The organism is Roseimicrobium sp. ORNL1, from assembly GCF_011044495.1.
In the GTDB taxonomy this organism is placed as follows: Bacteria; Verrucomicrobiota; Verrucomicrobiia; order Verrucomicrobiales; family Verrucomicrobiaceae; genus Roseimicrobium.
On record NZ_CP049143.1, the window covers coordinates 2,629,818 to 2,645,169 of the forward strand.

General features: G+C 59.3%; 18 protein-coding genes. All 18 read left to right on the forward strand.

The genetic code is table 11. The features are described from left to right. Window positions 1–82 precede the first annotated feature (82 nt). The 18 genes from G5S37_RS10680 (at window position 83) to G5S37_RS10765 (ending at window position 14,716) form a co-directional block, all read left to right on the forward strand. On the forward strand, window positions 83–421 hold the full coding sequence (locus tag G5S37_RS10680) for a hypothetical protein (protein WP_165203552.1): 339 nt from the start codon (window positions 83–85) through the stop codon (window positions 419–421). 1,631 nt (window positions 422–2,052) lie between these two features. After that, a complete protein-coding gene (locus tag G5S37_RS10685; protein WP_165203554.1) occupies window positions 2,053–2,742 on the forward strand; it encodes a hypothetical protein in 690 nt (229 codons plus the stop codon). Window positions 2,743–2,814: 72 nt separating this feature from the next. Then, a complete protein-coding gene (locus G5S37_RS10690; RefSeq protein WP_165203555.1) occupies window positions 2,815–3,411 on the forward strand; it encodes a hypothetical protein in 597 nt (198 codons plus the stop codon). Window positions 3,412–3,578: 167 nt separating this feature from the next. Beyond that, the gene (locus G5S37_RS10695) at window positions 3,579–4,175 is read left to right on the forward strand and encodes a hypothetical protein (RefSeq protein WP_165203557.1); all 597 of its coding nucleotides are present in this window, start codon (window positions 3,579–3,581) and stop codon (window positions 4,173–4,175) included. Between the two features lie 215 nt (window positions 4,176–4,390). Continuing rightward, window positions 4,391–4,978, forward strand: a complete 588-nt coding sequence (locus G5S37_RS10700; RefSeq protein WP_165203559.1) for a hypothetical protein — start codon at window positions 4,391–4,393, stop codon at window positions 4,976–4,978. A gap of 90 nt (window positions 4,979–5,068) precedes the next feature. After that, window positions 5,069–5,668 carry a hypothetical protein gene (locus tag G5S37_RS10705; protein ID WP_165203561.1) on the forward strand — a complete coding sequence of 200 codons (600 nt, stop codon included), beginning with the start codon at window positions 5,069–5,071 and terminating at the stop codon, window positions 5,666–5,668. Between the two features lie 51 nt (window positions 5,669–5,719). After that, window positions 5,720–6,358: a hypothetical protein gene (locus G5S37_RS10710; RefSeq protein ID WP_165203563.1), complete on the forward strand. Its 639-nt coding sequence runs from the start codon at window positions 5,720–5,722 to the stop codon at window positions 6,356–6,358. Window positions 6,359–7,418: 1,060 nt separating this feature from the next. Next, complete coding sequence (locus G5S37_RS10715) at window positions 7,419–8,015, forward strand: hypothetical protein (RefSeq protein ID WP_165203564.1); 597 nt, start codon at window positions 7,419–7,421, stop codon at window positions 8,013–8,015. 101 nt (window positions 8,016–8,116) lie between these two features. Next, on the forward strand, window positions 8,117–8,755 hold the full coding sequence (locus tag G5S37_RS10720; protein WP_165203566.1) for a hypothetical protein: 639 nt from the start codon (window positions 8,117–8,119) through the stop codon (window positions 8,753–8,755). A 67-nt stretch (window positions 8,756–8,822) separates the two neighbouring features. Continuing rightward, window positions 8,823–9,443: a hypothetical protein gene (locus G5S37_RS10725; protein WP_165203568.1), complete on the forward strand. Its 621-nt coding sequence runs from the start codon at window positions 8,823–8,825 to the stop codon at window positions 9,441–9,443. A gap of 65 nt (window positions 9,444–9,508) precedes the next feature. After that, entirely contained in the window at window positions 9,509–10,057 is a 549-nt protein-coding gene (locus tag G5S37_RS10730; RefSeq protein WP_165203570.1) for a hypothetical protein, read from the forward strand. A 56-nt stretch (window positions 10,058–10,113) separates the two neighbouring features. After that, the gene (locus G5S37_RS10735) at window positions 10,114–10,704 is read left to right on the forward strand and encodes a hypothetical protein (protein ID WP_165203572.1); all 591 of its coding nucleotides are present in this window, start codon (window positions 10,114–10,116) and stop codon (window positions 10,702–10,704) included. Between the two features lie 268 nt (window positions 10,705–10,972). After that, window positions 10,973–11,569, forward strand: a complete 597-nt coding sequence (locus G5S37_RS10740; RefSeq protein WP_165203574.1) for a hypothetical protein — start codon at window positions 10,973–10,975, stop codon at window positions 11,567–11,569. Between the two features lie 23 nt (window positions 11,570–11,592). Next, the gene (locus tag G5S37_RS10745; RefSeq protein WP_165203576.1) at window positions 11,593–12,126 is read left to right on the forward strand and encodes a hypothetical protein; all 534 of its coding nucleotides are present in this window, start codon (window positions 11,593–11,595) and stop codon (window positions 12,124–12,126) included. Window positions 12,127–12,169: 43 nt separating this feature from the next. Next, window positions 12,170–12,682, forward strand: coding sequence for a hypothetical protein (locus G5S37_RS10750; protein ID WP_165203578.1), 513 nt, complete (start codon window positions 12,170–12,172; stop codon window positions 12,680–12,682). Between the two features lie 67 nt (window positions 12,683–12,749). Continuing rightward, a complete protein-coding gene (locus G5S37_RS10755; RefSeq protein ID WP_165203580.1) occupies window positions 12,750–13,298 on the forward strand; it encodes a hypothetical protein in 549 nt (182 codons plus the stop codon). A 114-nt stretch (window positions 13,299–13,412) separates the two neighbouring features. Then, window positions 13,413–13,961: a hypothetical protein gene (locus tag G5S37_RS10760; protein WP_165203582.1), complete on the forward strand. Its 549-nt coding sequence runs from the start codon at window positions 13,413–13,415 to the stop codon at window positions 13,959–13,961. 101 nt (window positions 13,962–14,062) lie between these two features. Further along, window positions 14,063–14,716, forward strand: coding sequence for a hypothetical protein (locus tag G5S37_RS10765; protein WP_165203584.1), 654 nt, complete (start codon window positions 14,063–14,065; stop codon window positions 14,714–14,716). The last annotated feature ends 636 nt before the right edge of the window (window positions 14,717–15,352 follow it).

Genomic DNA, 15,352 nt, shown 5'->3' on the forward strand with positions numbered 1-15,352 from the left:
CATCGCCGCTGGCATTTGCTATTTCTCACTTCTCATTTTGCATTTCCCTTCGTCATAAGCACGCACACGCACACGCACACGCATGAGCACCTCCCACTCCGCAGGTCGCACCCGCACACTCCCGTGGCTTTTGGCGTGTATCCTCCCGCTGCTCTATCTCCTGAGCATCGCCCCCGTCACCCTGCTCACCGGCGGCTCGTGGGTGGAGTATTATCGCGCCCCTTATGAGTGGGCTTATGAAAACACCCGCTTCGGCGGCTACCTGCATCGCTACGAGTTCTGGTGGAACCGCATGCTCAGCGGATTCATCTACCCCACCGAGTTCGACCCGCCCTCCGTGCCCCAGCGCCCGCCTGCCGCACGTCCCCGGGCAGGCGTGCAGGATGGCGTGGAGCAGGGGAGCCCTGCTTTTGACAGATGATAAAGGGGCAGCGGAAGCGCGAAGCGCCTTCATCCACCGCCCAGACCATCGCCGCCTCCTGTGCCTGACGTTCCACGTGCAGCGGGGGAAGAGCTTCCCCGGTCTTGATAGGCAGATATATAGTGTGGTGTCAGGCAAGTTTCTTCAATTATTCTGATGCTTCTGACATGGCGCAGAACCAGTTCAGTTGGCCGAACGAACTCCTACGCCGAAGGCGTTGCACATTGTCCAGCCCCGCAGTTCGGGGTCAGCTTGCGAAGCAAGCGCCACCTTGGGTGGTTGTCATAAGCGAATCGTACGCCGAAGGTGTTCCACAAACAGCCGCTAAGGCCGGACAACATGGCTTACCGATGGACCGACTCTGTGGAACACCTTCGGCGTTCATGAATCATGATGCCGTCCCAGGGTGGCGCCCGCTTCGCGGGCTGACCCTGGGCTATGCATGTGCAACGCCTTCGGCGTGGGAGTTGCCAGGAACTCTAGCCGCATCCTGCTTCATCTTATGATTTAACAAACTTGCGTGACACCACACTGGAGCATTTTAAGCAATGGCATCGCCATTCTCAGACTTCGATGAGAAGTTGGTTGAGAACCCAGTTCATGATGCAGGTCTCAGGATGGTATCGATGCTTCAGTCGCGGAGCGACGGCCGTATCTTAGCCCGGCCTTTCAAGGCCGGGTGGATGGTCGGTTATCAGTGTCGCGCAGCGACACCCGAATCCATGAGCTCACCCAAGATTCACCGGTTCGAGCGACGCAACTTCCAAGGCAGCCGGACTGCTTCGAGCGGCTCATGCGACAGGCGTATCCATGGACCCCGGACATGGCACAGGCCCAAGGAGCGGGAACGCCTCGTTCCCGTCAGCGGTCACCATGCTTGGCGATGTTGCATATCTATCGAGTATCCCTTGAGTTCCAAAAGTGTGCTTCGGCGAATACACACCATAGACCCTTTCATCCACGGGAACGAGGCGTTCCCGCTCCTTGGGCCTGCTGCGATACGCTGGGTGGGTTTGCGTTCGCGTCCTCCATCGCAAGCGAAACTGCGTGGTGGATGGAGAAATAAACGCGCCTCGCGCTGCTCCCATTCACTTCACTCCACTCCGTGCTCCGTGCTCCGTGTGTGGGTATCCACCGCATATGCTCACGTCCTTGCCCACATTCGCCTCCACTGCCCATCCCATTTTGCATTTTTCATTCATCACTTTTCACTTTGCATCGCACTGCACTGCACTGCATTTCGCATCCTCACCTCCACGCATGTCCCGCCCCGGCGTCCTCACAGAGCTGGCCGGGCAGGGCTTGGGCTGGGTTACCAAACTGCGCTCTCGCCATCTCCGCGCCGCCCTGATACAATCGCCGGAAAATCAAAATCCGCTCAGTCAGCTTAGCCTAACTCAGTTCAGTTTAGCTCAGTCCAGGTCCAGGTCCGCTCCATCCCATTTTCTCTCTTCAGGGACAACGTATGTACGTACATACGCACGCATACATGCCCGCGCACCCATCTGCGTGGAGGCATGGATAGATATCCATCGGTACCCAGAGCCAGCCAGCCGCGGCATCTCTGACATTTTAAATCTGAAATCTGAAGGTTGAATTTTGAAACTTGAAGTTTGGCATCCCTCACTGCCATGTCCCGCCGTTCCGCCATCTGGATCATGGTCCTCTTCCTGGGGCTCACCGGCATTCCCATGGTGTATTGCATCCTCACGTGGAGCCCCGCGGAGCCGTTGCGCTTTCGCATCACGCGGGACCTCGGCACCGGCACCAGCTCCACCAGCCAGCTCGCGGCCTTCGCCAGGCCCCTGCGCGAACTGGAGGTCGAGGTGGAGAATACCCGGGGCGTCACCATCCAGTTCCATGGCGCCACCGTGTGGGTGCCGGACAGCTCCGGGAGTGAAGCACCCTTCTTCGGCCAGCTCGATCTCTCCAGCGAGATCCCCCGCGTATCTGCCCGGGTGAGCACAGGCACAGGCACAGGCTCAGGCAGCGGTGGTACCACTGCTGCCAGCCGCATCATGAGCGGTGCCCGCAGCAGCGGCAGCAGCATCGTGCGCACACCGCTGACCGTCTCCATCCCCTCGCACCGCACACGCAGCTTTCGCATTCACGTGCTGGAGGGCAGCGGCCCCTCCTCCCACGCCGGCGAGCTCCGCGTGCAGTATCTCTGGACCTCCCAGCCGCGGCATCTCACCGGCAGGTCCCTCACCTGGCTGCGCCTGCATCTCCCCGCCATCTTCCGGTCACACGTGCCCCGCATCATCCCGGATGAAAGCACCACCACCATCCAGCTCACCTCCGGGCCGGGGACATCCGGTTAAAGGATAAGACAAATTTGCATGCCACCCGTAATCTCCGATTTCAAATTCCAATTCTGAAATCATAGATACGGCATGCCCCGCCGCACGAAGCTCTTCCTCAGCACTGCGTATCTCCTCGTGCTGTCCTGCATCCTGGTGGGGATGCTCATTCCGGTATGGAAGCCCAAGAATCCCCTGCGCATCCACCTTGAGCCCCTGCCCGAGCCGGATCCCGCAGGCGCATACGACTCTGCGGTGGTTATCGAAAACACCAGCGGCGCCACCATCTACATCACGTGCTACTGGTCCTCATTCGAAGGAGACGCACCTCCCGGCCCGTCGGGCTTCGCGCCCAAGGAGATTCCGGAGTACTTGAGCCTCGAGCCGCACGAAACTCAGCGCACGAGGATTTTTGTGCTGAGTTCCCCTCGCGGTACCACCGCGAGCACAGCCACAGGCACAGGCACAGGCACTGCCACGGACACACCATGGTTCGGTTATCAGTGGACTACTTCCGCGCAATTACAATTCAATCACGAGGTGGACAGACTCTACCAAAAATGTCCCACCTCCCTGCAGCGCCACTTCCCCCGTTGGCTTTTCCAAGAGTATAATATTGATATGGCTCCCACACCCACTTTGCGCGGATTCCCCGGAAAGGCACCACCGCCCGAGAATGAACCGAAGTGAACGACGAATGGACGATGGGATACCGATGGCTCACCCGTTTCCGGATAGCCCGAAGGCCCTTCCACCACCCGCCCCACGAGTAGCCACCCACCCACGCTGACGGTCCACCCAGAAGGAGATTTCAGATTTCAGATTTGAAATCATAAATCATAAATCATAAAGAGCCCATGTCCCGCCGCGCGAAACTTCTCCTCACCGGCATCTTCCTCCTCCTGCTCGCCATCCCCGCCACCTACGTCGCACTCACCTGGCGTGTGGCAGACCCCCTTCGCTTCCGCTATGTGGGAATTGGAGAGGTGCACATGGTGGATAACCCCTTTGCTCCCGATGCCGGTGCCCCGAAACAGCGCTGGGTTTGGATATTCATCGAGGTGCAGAACACGACGAAGCTTCCCATCTACTTCATGGGCGGACAGCTGAGAGCAGAGCGGGACAGGGCATCTCCAAAACCATCCGCTTCGATCATTTGGGAGGCAGAGCCCATTCCGCGCCATGGCACCATCCGGCTGGGGGCCTTGGTGGAGGACGAAGCGGTCCAGCGCCTGGGACACGAGGCATTCGAAATCTCCTACGAATCACTCAGTGGGACTCAAATGAAAGCCTGTGAGCTGGTCTTGTGGGTGGAGGGATGGCTGCACAAGCACTTTCACATCGATAGGATTTCCGATTTCAACATGAACCGGACCAAATCCGTGACCGGGCTCATCATCGACCCCACTCAGCTCCCGGAACCTTCTTCCTCCAAAACGACCTCATCTCCCTGAATGTCGCTGCTCCATCCAAACCATGGACCAATGATGACGAAGATAATGATAACCATAGCGATGCCGATGACTCACTCCAATCTGGATAGCCCGGAGGCCCTTCCACCACCCGCACCACGAGTCGCCACCCACCCACGCTGACGGTCCACCCAGAAGGAGATTTGAGATTTGAGATTTCAAATCTCAAATCTCAAATCTCAAATCATAAACAGCGCATGCCCCGCCGCGCGAAACTCCTCATCACCACTGCGCTGCTCGTGCTGCTTGCCATCCCCGCTGCCTACGTCGCGCTCACCTGGCATGTAGCAGACCCCTTTCGCTTCCGTTATGTGGGCCGTGGGGAGGTGGAAATGATGGAGAACCCCTTCGATGCCGATGCCGCGAAAGTGCCAGCGGTGTGGATATTCATCGAGATGCAAAACACGACGAACCTTCCCATCTACTTCGTGGGCGGAGGGGTGTGGACAGAGCGGGACAGGCATTCTCCACGGCCATGCATTTTCCTCTCTGCGCAGGGGGATCCCATTCCGCGCCAGGGCACCATCCGGCTGGAGACCCTGGTGGACCCGGAAGTTCTCCAGCGCCTGGAGCACGATGCCTTCGAAGTCTCCTACGACTCGATCAGCGGGACGCAAGCCAGGGCCCGTGAGCTGGCATTTTGGGTGGAGATTCAGCTGTACAAGCATTTCCACAAGGGCATCGAGATGCTTCCCCTCCACAAGGACAGATCCGTGACCCCGCTCCTGAAAGCCCCGGCGACCCCCAAGACACCATCCACTCCCAACTCCACGTCATCTCCCTGAATATCGCCACCCACCCACGCTGACGGTCCACCCAGAAGGAGATTTGAGATTTGAGATCTCAAATTTCAAATCTCAAATCATAAACAGCGCATGCCTCGCCACACCAAGCTTCTCATCGCCCTCACCCTGCTCGTGCTGCTCGCCATCCCTGCGATCTATGTAGCCTGCACCTGGAGCACGGAGAATCCGTTGCGCTTTGAAGCAGTGCGCCTGGAGAAGGACCCGTCACCCGTCGGAAGTACGAAGCACGACCTGCTTCACCTGACCGTGAGGAATGTCAGCAAGCTGCCCGTCCATCTCTCCTTCGCGTCATTGCACCAGAAGAATCCTCACGACGCCGCTGCGGATGCCGTGCAGATAGGCGCCTTGATGCCGGACTTGCAGGACCGTCCTGAGAAGGGTCCGCGTCCTCTTCTCCTGCCCCCGGGCGGATCCATGCAGTGCATCGCCTACATCTCAGTCGATGGGGTGGGGGCACCGGAGGCATTGCGGGATATCGACGTGGGCTATTACTGGCGCTCGGATACTGCGGAGCGGGTGTGTTCCCTCTGGACCGGGTACAGTCACGTGCTCATGGGACCGGCGAAGAGTCGAATCTTACGACACGGAGATGCCCACCACCGCAGCCCACTCATACTCCCCGCCACCGCTTCCCCTCAGCCATCCTCGGGACAGGGGAGTGGTAAGTGACACCATCACCCACTCTGTGCCTTTGTTTTCCTTTTCACTCCGCAGCTCCTTATGTCCCGCCGCGCGAAGCTCATCCTCGCCTCCCTCTTCCTCGTGCTGCTCGGCATTCCCGTCGCCTACATCGCGCTCACCTGGCATGTGGCAGACCCCTTTCGCTTCCGCTATGTCGGGCATGGAGAAGTGGAGATGCGGCCAGCACACCCTTTCATGACAGGCGGAGCGGGCACGGAGATGCAGACTACAGACCCTTTCTTTACAGGTGGAAAAGGCAAGGAGATACCCATGGTGCCGATATACATCGAGCTGCAGAATACGACGAGTGTGCCCATCAGCCTCATCGACGGAGACGTGAGGGGAAAGCTCGACAGGGCAGGTCCGCCATGTGCCCGTATCGAGTGGAGGCGGGGTCCCATTCCCCGCCATGGCACCGTCCGTCTGGTGTCCTACGTGCCTGTGGCGAATCTCCAGCGCCTGGAAAGCGAATCGCTCGACGTCTCCTACCTCTCGGTCAGCGGGACCCAGAGCACCGCCTATGACCTGGACCGGTGGTTGAGGGAAAAACTGTTCCTGCCGTTTCACATCGACATCAATCTCATCCCCTCAAGCGTGGACGCATCCGTGACCCCGCTCTTAAAAGCCCCGGCTCACCCTCCGGAGGCTTCCCCTGCCGCCTCGACTCAGCAACCCTGAATGGCGCCGGCTATCCAAACCACGGATAATGACTAAGATAGGGACTGGGATAACGATGACGAGGACAGTTCACCAAACGATGGATAGCCCGGAGGCCTTTTGTCGCCTTTTTGACACGCTCGTCAGCCCCTGAGGCACCATGGGCTCTAAACGTTAGCGTCCCTCCACAAAAATGGACGGTAGGGATGCGCTCCTGCGCGTCCGTAGATCGCGGGCGGAGGCGGGGGAGGGGATGCCGCGTCGCGAGGCCGCTTCGTGCCGCAGCTCCACACCACCTCCGCCCACCTGAAGTCGGACGCGCCATGAGCTTGTCCAGCGCATGCCTACCGCATCTTTGGTGAAGGGGCGCTTGCCTTGAAGTATGTTTCATCGTCGAAACAAAGACACCCGCGAGCCCCTGAGGCACCATTAACTCTAAACGTTAGCGTCCCTCCACAAAAATGGACGGTAGGGATGCGCTCCTGCGCGTCCGTAGATCGCGGGCGGAGGTGGGGGCAGGGGATGCCACGTCGCGAGGCCGTTTCGTGCTGCAACTCCAGACCGCCTCCGCCCCCTATTTTCGGACGCGCAGGAGCGCATCCCTACCGCATCTTCGGTGAAGGGGCGTTTGCCTTTGAAGGACGTAGTCCGCGGAACCGCTTCGACTGTGCTTCGCAGTCTACTGCGAAAGGCCGGAGCGATGGGCCTGAGGTGTGCCGGGCCGTTCTGGCGCCGCTTTCAGGGCGCAATGCATGTTGAGATGCCCTGTCCCAGGGAATCGGTCCCGTTCGGGCCCATCATCCCTGCGCTGGATTCGTGCGACCCTTCGGGCCGCGTACTGACTCAGCACCGACCGGTGCCACTCACCACCGTCGAGAATCCATCTTATGTTAGTGCTTATTGGCAGGAGTGCCCCGATCCTCATACAGGGCTGTCGCCCCGGCTCCGCTTCGCCACGGCATCGTCCACCCCAGGAGTCATGCTGGAATGCTGGGTCATGGTGAGTCCCTGCCACTCCGTCGACGCGATACCGAAAAAACGTTCTCGATCTGAGCTCATCCATCCCCAATCATCGATAGCGATGCCCCGCCGCACCCCGCTCCTCATCCTTATCACCCTGCTCGTGCTGCTCGCCACCCCTGCGATTTATGTGGCCTGCACCTGGAGCACGGAGAATCCCCTGCGCTTCGAAGCGGTGCGCCTGGAGATGGAACCCTCACGCGGAGTGAAGGAGGTCGGCATTCTCCACCTGACCGTGAGGAATGTCAGCAAGCTGCCCGTTTATCTCACCTTCGCGGGATTGAAGCAAAAAAATGCCAGCGGTGCCAGTGCTGCCTTCCAGGTGGTAGGCGGCATCGTCCCGCGGTTGCAGGACCGCCCTGGGGACCCCTCCAGTGCTCTTTACCTGCCGCCGGGCGGGTCCATGCAGTGCCGCGCCTACATCGTGGTCCAGGACGTGCATTCACCGAAGGCCTTGCAGGATATTGATGTGAACTATCACTGGCGCTCCGGCACCGGCGAGAAGGCGCACACCTTCTGGGCACAACACATCTACCAGACCACGGACTGGCTTGAGAAACTGATTCCCGCACCAGATCTGCAGCGCCACCGCAGCCCACTCACGCTCCCCGCCACCGCTTCCCCCCAGCCATCCCCAGGGCAGGGGAGTGGCAAGTGACGCCATCACCCAGTCCCATCCTATCTACAGCCTCGACTCATCCCCCATTTCTCTTTTCACTTATCCCTTTTCACTCCGTCTCCGCATCTCCGCATCTCCCCATGTCCCGCCGCGCCAAGCTCCTCATCACCGCGCTCTTTATCGTGCTGCTCACGGTACCGGTGGTGTACGGTTGTCTCTTCTGGTCCATCGAGCAGCCCTTGCGCTTCCGTTGCATCACCGTGCTTCCGGAGGATACAGGCAAGCTGCTTATCTCGCTGCCTCATGAGCCGGTCGTCCCCTTCATCTTCGAGGTACAAAACACCAGGCCCTACCCCGTGTACTTCCAGGACATGAGTATCTTGGCATACTATCCGGAGTCGCCACTGCCGGATGGATACCTTTCCATGGACTATGTCACACGCAGCGTGCGGGATAAATCTTTGTGGGCCGCTCCGAGCCTGTACGGGCAATACATTCCCGCCCACGGCGTGACCCGCTTCGAAGTGCTCATGCGTCCGAAAACCGTCAGCGAATTTGAAACGGGCAAAATCAAACTCGTCTCGTTTTGGGCAAGTGTTCCCAGAAGGCTGGCATACGACGCGCGAAACTGGGTGCACCCACGCCTGCGCAAAACGCTCAGGTTTGCGAGGCTCCCCTATGTGTCATCATCCCAGCAAGGCCCCGCCACCCTCGAAGGCCTGCCGGTCGTTATTCCTCGTCCCGTCATGAGCTCCCCGCCATCCCCACCACCTCCCTGACATTCCTCCAAAAACGATTTCAGATTTGAAATCTCAAATCATAAATCATAAATCATAAATAGCCCCCATGTCCCGCCGCACGAAGCTTCTCATCACCGCGCTCTTCCTCGTGCTGCTCGGCATTCCCGTGGGGTATGCCATCCTCTTCTGGTCCGTGGATCAGCCCCTGCGCTTCCGTTGCGTCACCGCGCTTCCGCAGGAGATGGCACAGGGACATCCCATGATGCCTCCTGAGACCGTCATTCCTCTCATCTTCGAAGTGGAAAACACCAAGCCGTATCCCGTCTACCTCTCGAACGTGATCATCCGGGAGTACACGCCGGGTTCGTCATCGCCTGATGGATATTTTCCCTTGAATTATCACTCGCGCAAAGCGCCGGCCAGATCTTCGTCAGCCGTACCAAGCTTGTCCGCGCAATCCATTCCGGCCCATGGCGTGACCCGCTTCGAAGTGCTCATGAATCCGGCAGCCGCCCGCACACTCGGGCCGGACAAGGTAAGACTCATCCCTCATTGTGCCAGTCCTCCCAGGAAATGGGCGATCGATGCGCAAAACTGGTTGCGCGCCCGCCTTCCTGAAAAACTCGGCTTCGCGAAGCTCCCCCCAATCCCGTTCCAGAATAGCCCCGCCGCCCTCGAAGGCCCACCGGTCATTATTCCCCGCCCCGTTATGAGTTCCGCGCCCTGACGTTCCTCCAAATGAGTTTTCAGATTTGAAATCTCAAATCTCAAATCTCAAATCATCAATAGCCCATGTCCCCCCGCACGAAGATAACCATCCTCTCCGTCTTCCTCCTCCTGCTCGGCCTTCCCGCGATCTATGTCGCGCTCACCTGGCAAGTGGCAGCCCCCTTTACCTTCCGGTACCTGGAGCGTGGCGAACCGCAGAAGTCGCTATTCACCCCCTCTGGCAGCTCTCCCTCGACTCCTTTGGTGCCCATATTCCTCGAGGCGCAGAACACCAGCAGTCGCCCCGTCCACCTCGGCGGGGTAGAGCTGCGGGCGCGCAGCGGGGGTCCCCGACAGCTCGTCTACACCATGTGGGGAGGACCTCCCATCCCGCCCCAGGGCACCGCCCGCGTGCAGGTCCTCGTGGATCCGGCAACGGCCCAGCGCGTGACACGCGAGGACTTCGAGGTCTCCTACAGGGCATTCAGCAAGACCAAAGAGAAGACAAAAGACATCTTCTATAAGCTGAAAAGCATGGCCCCGTCACTCCTGCACCGGGACGCGGATCCATTCACCAGCGCGAAGGATGAATTCGTGACCCCGCTCATCATCGACCCGGCCCACCAGGAATAGATTCCAGATTTGAGATCTCAAATTTCAGATCTCAAATCTCAAATCATCAAGAGCCCATGCCCCGCCGCTCCAGAGGCATTCTCGCAGCCAGCATCATCACCGTCATCCTGCTTGGCCTGGCGCTCGCGTTTTATGTCGTCCTCGGGCTGCCGGTGAATCCCCTGCGGTTCCGCCCCATCGCCTACCTGGAGCACGACATGCTTCCCGTGGGCTTGCCCAAGAGTGGCGCGGAGTACGTTCACATGGCCGTGGAGAACACGTCCAACTCCACCGTGTATCTCGCGACGGCGGCTGTGCTCAGCGCGGGCCCATCGAAGAAATACACCCTCGCCTATCTCTCGCATGAGGAGCAGGGGCTGCTTGGTGCATCCTCCCCCCTCCGTGGCTATGTCATCGTCATTCCACCACGCAGCACCGTCCCTTGTATTGCCTCTGCCCCATCCGGGCGCCTAGTGGAACTCAGCCTCGGAATCGCGCCCGTGCAGTATGAGTGGACCACCGACGAAAGGTACCAGCTCCTGGAGGCCTGCGAGCGCATGTACCCCTACCTTCCCACGAGGCTCCGGTCTCACCTCCCTGCGCCCGGCATGCGCCACGATACCATCCCCCTCGAGCTCCCGCCAAACACCCCCGGCCCCAGTGAATAATCAGAGCTCCTGCTCTTCATCGCATCCCCACCCACACCCATCTTCCGACTTGAAGTCTCAAACCACGGATGATGATTGCGACGACGAAGACGACAGCAACAACAACAACAATGCCTCGCCCGAATCTGGATAGCCCGAAGGCCCTTCGTCCACCCGCACCACGAGTCGCCACCCACCCACACTGACGCTCCACCCGGAAAGAGATTTCAGACGTGAGCTCCCAAATCTAAAATCATAAATCATAAATCAAAAATCATAAATAGCCCCCATGTCCCGCCGCACGAAGCTCCTCATCACCACGCTCTTCCTCGTGCTGCTGGCCATGCCCATGGCATACGTCGTCCTCGCCTGGCATCCGCAGAATCCACTGCGTTTCCGCCAATTGGATGAGAAGGCCACCTATTACGCGTTCCCGTCGCCGGGTGGCTTGGTGGAAAAGGAATACCACAGCAGAATGATGATGGAAGTGCGGAACACCAGTGCTGCCACCGTACTGTTCATCTCAGGACATTTCATCGGAGACTCGTCAGAAGGAAAGGAGGCATTCCGTGCCCAATGGTTTGCGCCTCCGGGACACATTGAAGCGCACCCCATCCCCCCAGGCGGCGCCATCCAGGTGGAGTTTCATTCCGCAACCGTGCTGGCCACGGCGGACCTCAATCTCCTGCAAGCGGGGAAACTCCGCCTCCGGGACGGGGTTATGCGGTACCAGTGGGGCTCCCACGTCCAGGCATCGACCTCGGGTGCATGTATCTGGCTTCGTGAAAGGTTGCCTGAATCCCTCGCAGACCACCTGCCCCACATGCTTCCGTTCGAAGACACCATCGACATGGATCTCCCGCCACCCACAAATCAAAAATCATAAATCAAAAATCATAAATAGCCCCCATGTCCCGCCGCACGAAGCTCCTCATCACCGCGCTCTTCCTCGTGCTGCTCGGCATCCTCGCGGTGTATCTGTTTCAATCATGGAAGCCGGAGAACCCCCTCCGCTTTCAGGTGGTGTCTGTCACTTCACCCACTCCAGCTACCGGCAGGCAATATCATCCTTATCTGCTGGAGTTCACCGTGACGAATACCTCCAGGGTGCCCATGACTCTGCATTTCGCGCGTCCGGCATTTCCACATCCCACGGGGAAACCGGATTATCTTCTCGACCATACAAGCGATTTCAAGATTCCAGCAGGCCGTACCGTCCGGTTCAAGCAACCCGTCACCGGGCATTTTCAGCAAGGCGTCCTCGCACGTGAGCCCATCCCCGTGGAGTACTACTGCTCGTCAGCCTCCCAGCGATACGTGGCGGATGCCCTGGTCCGCCTGTACTTTGAATGTCCTGAAAAGTACCGGAAACTGATTCCCCGGACAGAGATGACCAGGTGGGAGACACCCCTCCAGCCCGCATCTCCACCGGTCAATCCTTGAAATCCCCAATCAGAGATCATCAATCGTAAATCATCAATAGCCCGTGTCCCGCCGCCCGAGTATAACCATCCTCTCCGTCTTCCTCGTGCTGCTCGGCATTCCCATGGTGTATCTGTTTCTATCGTGGGATCCGGGGAATCCCATCCGCTTTCGGGTCGTGGCTGTCACTCCCGCGACTCCTGCTCCCGGCCTCCCTGAGTATCCCTTCCTCGTGGAATTCACGGTGACAAATACCACCTTGGTGCCCTTGACCCTGCGTAGTGCCCGTCTGGAGCCACGCTTCCGTACCTTGCGTCCCGGCTACCTCGTGGAGCCTCCCTGCAGTGTCAAAATTCCGGCGGGCGGCACAGTCCATCTCAAGGTGCCCGCTACAGAAATTCTACGCGGTACCCTCGAAGACCCCGCCCCACTCATGGTAAGATATGATTGCACATCGAAGGTCAGGGACCTCGCGACCGATGCGCATGGTTGGTCGAAGAGTCGTTTTCCCATCATACGCTTTGTGCTCATAGCGCAAATGTGTGCTCCCGAGTGGCTGACGCAACTTCAGCCCTGAGCCAGCCAGAGGGCTGAGTTTTGAAATCCCCAATCAAAAATCATCAATCATAAATCATCAATAGCCCGTGTCCCGCCGCCGCATCAAGCTCATCTTCCTCCTCGTCCTCGTGGCCACCGCGAGCCTCGTGGCGGTGCAGCTCGTGCTCACCTGGTCGCCGGAGGACCCGCTGCGCTTTCGCATCACCGCCCCACGCACCGCAGCTGCGGAGGCCCTGCCGGGCATTGAGTACGCGGTCACCGTGGAGAATACCACCTCCACCACCATCCACCTCATCCAGGCGGACGTGTTCGTTCCGGCGAAGGATGTGAAACCCGATGAGGCCGCTAACACCTACGTCAGCTCCGTGCACATTCCCTACTCAGCCTCCGCCGGCACACCCCTCACCGTCATCCCACCGCACAGCACCTGCGAAGTCGTGCTGCCACTCCCTAAAGAATTCTCCCTCGAGAACCTGAAGGATGCCCACATCAGCTATTTCTCCACCTCGCGCAGCAAGGCCGCCATTTACAACGCCGTCGTCCACCTTAGAAAGACCCTGCCCTCCCTGAAGCTCGACCCCTTGTTCCCGTATCTCGCCCCCGACACGCATCGTACCCCTCTGGAGTTCCAGTAAAGAAAAGACACTTCCATGCATTTACGGGCAGCGTCCCCATCCCTCTGCTAGACTCCCCCATCTGAAATTTGAGATCTCAAGTTTCAGATTTCAGATTTCAAATCTCCAGTGCTCATGTTCCGCCGCCCGAAGGTCATCCTCTTCTGCATCCTCATGGCCATCGTGTGCCTCGTGATGGTGCATCTCTACCTCAACTGGAGACCGGCAAATCCATTGCGCTTCCGCATCACTGCCCCACGGTCGGTTCCCTCGGGAGGCGAAGGCGCGCGCATGGTGGACTACCCCGTCACCGTGGAAAATACCAGCTCCGCCACCATCCGCCTCATCATGGCGATCCCATTCCCCCCAAAAGAAAAGGACGGTGATGAGGATGAGTACGACAATCCTTCCATCGGCGAGGTGCGTCCCCCGCATCGCTCCGCCGAGCCCCTGGCCATCATCCCACCGCACGGCACCTGCGAACTCATCGTGTCACTCGTCCGCGACCGCTCTCCGGAGGATCTGAAGGGTGCCACCATGAGGTATTTCACCGTCACTCCCAGCAGGGCTGCCTTCATTCGCGCAGTGGTCCGCTTCCAAAGAGACTTCGCATACCTGAAGATCAACACCTTATTTCCGGACGAGTCTTTCGACATGCATGAGGCCCACATACAGTTCCCATAAAGACACTTCATTTACGCGCAGCATCCTCATCCCTCTGCTAGTCTCTCCGAAACCAAATCCAAAATCATCAATCGAAAATCGTAAATCATAGATAGCCCCCCATGTCCCGCCGTGCCAAGCTCATCTTCGTCGCCATCTTCCTGGCGTTGCTGAGCGTCCCTGCCATCTACCTCGGCCTCACCTGGCATCCGCAGAGCCCGCTGCGCTTCATCCCCACGCCCGGTGAGCACGCGCCTGTGCCCGTGGACAACGAAGTCATGGTGCCCCTCACCATCGAGAATACCAGCCGCGCCCCCATCCACCTCCTCGTCGCCAGCTTCTACGACACCAGCCACACCGGCAAAAGCGACGACAGCCTGGGCGTCATCACCCCCGAGCTGCAGATCAACTCCGGCATCAGCACCAGTCCCGAGTACATCCTCATTCCCGCCAGCGGCCAGTTCTCCGGCATCGCCATGCTCGACCACGAAGGCTACACCCGCCTCCGCGACGGCAGCGCTCAGGTCGAGTACCTCTGGGCCTCCCGCATCAAGTACCAGGCCATCGAAGCCCTCGACCACCTCCGCACCAGCCTCTCTCCCACGTGGTATCACCTCGTCCCCGAGCCCACCATCGGCCAGGACCGCACCACCCTGCAGCTGCCCCCCGCGCCACCCCTGGACCCCTCGCAGGCGCCATCCTTCCCATCATCCACGGAACCCTCGTTATCAAAAGCACCCCGCACACCTCCCCAGGTGCAGCTCCCACCGCCGTAGGGTGGTGGGCGGAGGTGGTGATTGATGATATCACACCCTATCGCACCGTGTGAAATCATGGGGAAGGCGCGTTCCTGGGCTGCGTGCAGGCCCGCGAAGCGCATGCACATCAGGTTGCTACCAAAGGAAGTTGAAACCGGGTCCTTGTCTGCAAAACATCGGACTCCCTGGAGTGGTTCACGCCATCGAGGTATCCATGGATACACGAGCATGGCACAGGCCCAAGGAGCGGGAACGCCTCGTTCCCGTCAGCGGCCACCATGCTGGGTGATGTGGCATGTCGAGCACGCGTACTATTCCAAGAGAGTACTTCGATAGATACACTCCAATAGACCTTTTCACCCACGGGAACGAGGCGTTCCCGCTCCTTGGGCCTTCTGCAACACCCTGGGCAGGTTCGTCGCGTGAGAGACCTGTTTTCAACTCGCCCTGGTGTAACATGAATCTGAATCAAAATCAGAAGCGTCTCGTGATCTGACCCACCCTCGCTGCTAGACACGACTCAGCGACTCACCACCTTGCGCGAAGCGCCTTGGAGTGCGTGTGCGAAGCACCGCTTTGGTCGGGAGCTTCGTCGCGCGGAGCCTCCTTCAGGCAGACTCACGCTGGGTGGTTCCGCATCACAAGAACGCACCG

Excerpts from the sequence above, each read along its gene's own strand:
- G5S37_RS10735 (WP_165203572.1), top strand. The coding sequence starts at position 10,114 with ATGCCCCGCCGCTCCAGAGGCATTCTCGCAGCCAGCATCATCACCGTC.
- G5S37_RS10760 (WP_165203582.1), top strand. The coding sequence starts at position 13,413 with ATGTTCCGCCGCCCGAAGGTCATCCTCTTCTGCATCCTCATGGCCATC.
- G5S37_RS10730 (WP_165203570.1), top strand. The coding sequence starts at position 9,509 with ATGTCCCCCCGCACGAAGATAACCATCCTCTCCGTCTTCCTCCTCCTG.
- G5S37_RS10715 (WP_165203564.1), top strand. The coding sequence starts at position 7,419 with ATGCCCCGCCGCACCCCGCTCCTCATCCTTATCACCCTGCTCGTGCTG.
- G5S37_RS10690 (WP_165203555.1), top strand. The coding sequence starts at position 2,815 with ATGCCCCGCCGCACGAAGCTCTTCCTCAGCACTGCGTATCTCCTCGTG.
- G5S37_RS10685 (WP_165203554.1), top strand. The coding sequence starts at position 2,053 with ATGTCCCGCCGTTCCGCCATCTGGATCATGGTCCTCTTCCTGGGGCTC.
- G5S37_RS10705 (WP_165203561.1), top strand. The coding sequence starts at position 5,069 with ATGCCTCGCCACACCAAGCTTCTCATCGCCCTCACCCTGCTCGTGCTG.
- G5S37_RS10765 (WP_165203584.1), top strand. The coding sequence starts at position 14,063 with ATGTCCCGCCGTGCCAAGCTCATCTTCGTCGCCATCTTCCTGGCGTTG.
- G5S37_RS10740 (WP_165203574.1), top strand. The coding sequence starts at position 10,973 with ATGTCCCGCCGCACGAAGCTCCTCATCACCACGCTCTTCCTCGTGCTG.
- G5S37_RS10710 (WP_165203563.1), top strand. The coding sequence starts at position 5,720 with ATGTCCCGCCGCGCGAAGCTCATCCTCGCCTCCCTCTTCCTCGTGCTG.
- G5S37_RS10695 (WP_165203557.1), top strand. The coding sequence starts at position 3,579 with ATGTCCCGCCGCGCGAAACTTCTCCTCACCGGCATCTTCCTCCTCCTG.
- G5S37_RS10745 (WP_165203576.1), top strand. The coding sequence starts at position 11,593 with ATGTCCCGCCGCACGAAGCTCCTCATCACCGCGCTCTTCCTCGTGCTG.
- G5S37_RS10700 (WP_165203559.1), top strand. The coding sequence starts at position 4,391 with ATGCCCCGCCGCGCGAAACTCCTCATCACCACTGCGCTGCTCGTGCTG.
- G5S37_RS10680 (WP_165203552.1), top strand. The coding sequence starts at position 83 with ATGAGCACCTCCCACTCCGCAGGTCGCACCCGCACACTCCCGTGGCTT.
- G5S37_RS10725 (WP_165203568.1), top strand. The coding sequence starts at position 8,823 with ATGTCCCGCCGCACGAAGCTTCTCATCACCGCGCTCTTCCTCGTGCTG.
- G5S37_RS10720 (WP_165203566.1), top strand. The coding sequence starts at position 8,117 with ATGTCCCGCCGCGCCAAGCTCCTCATCACCGCGCTCTTTATCGTGCTG.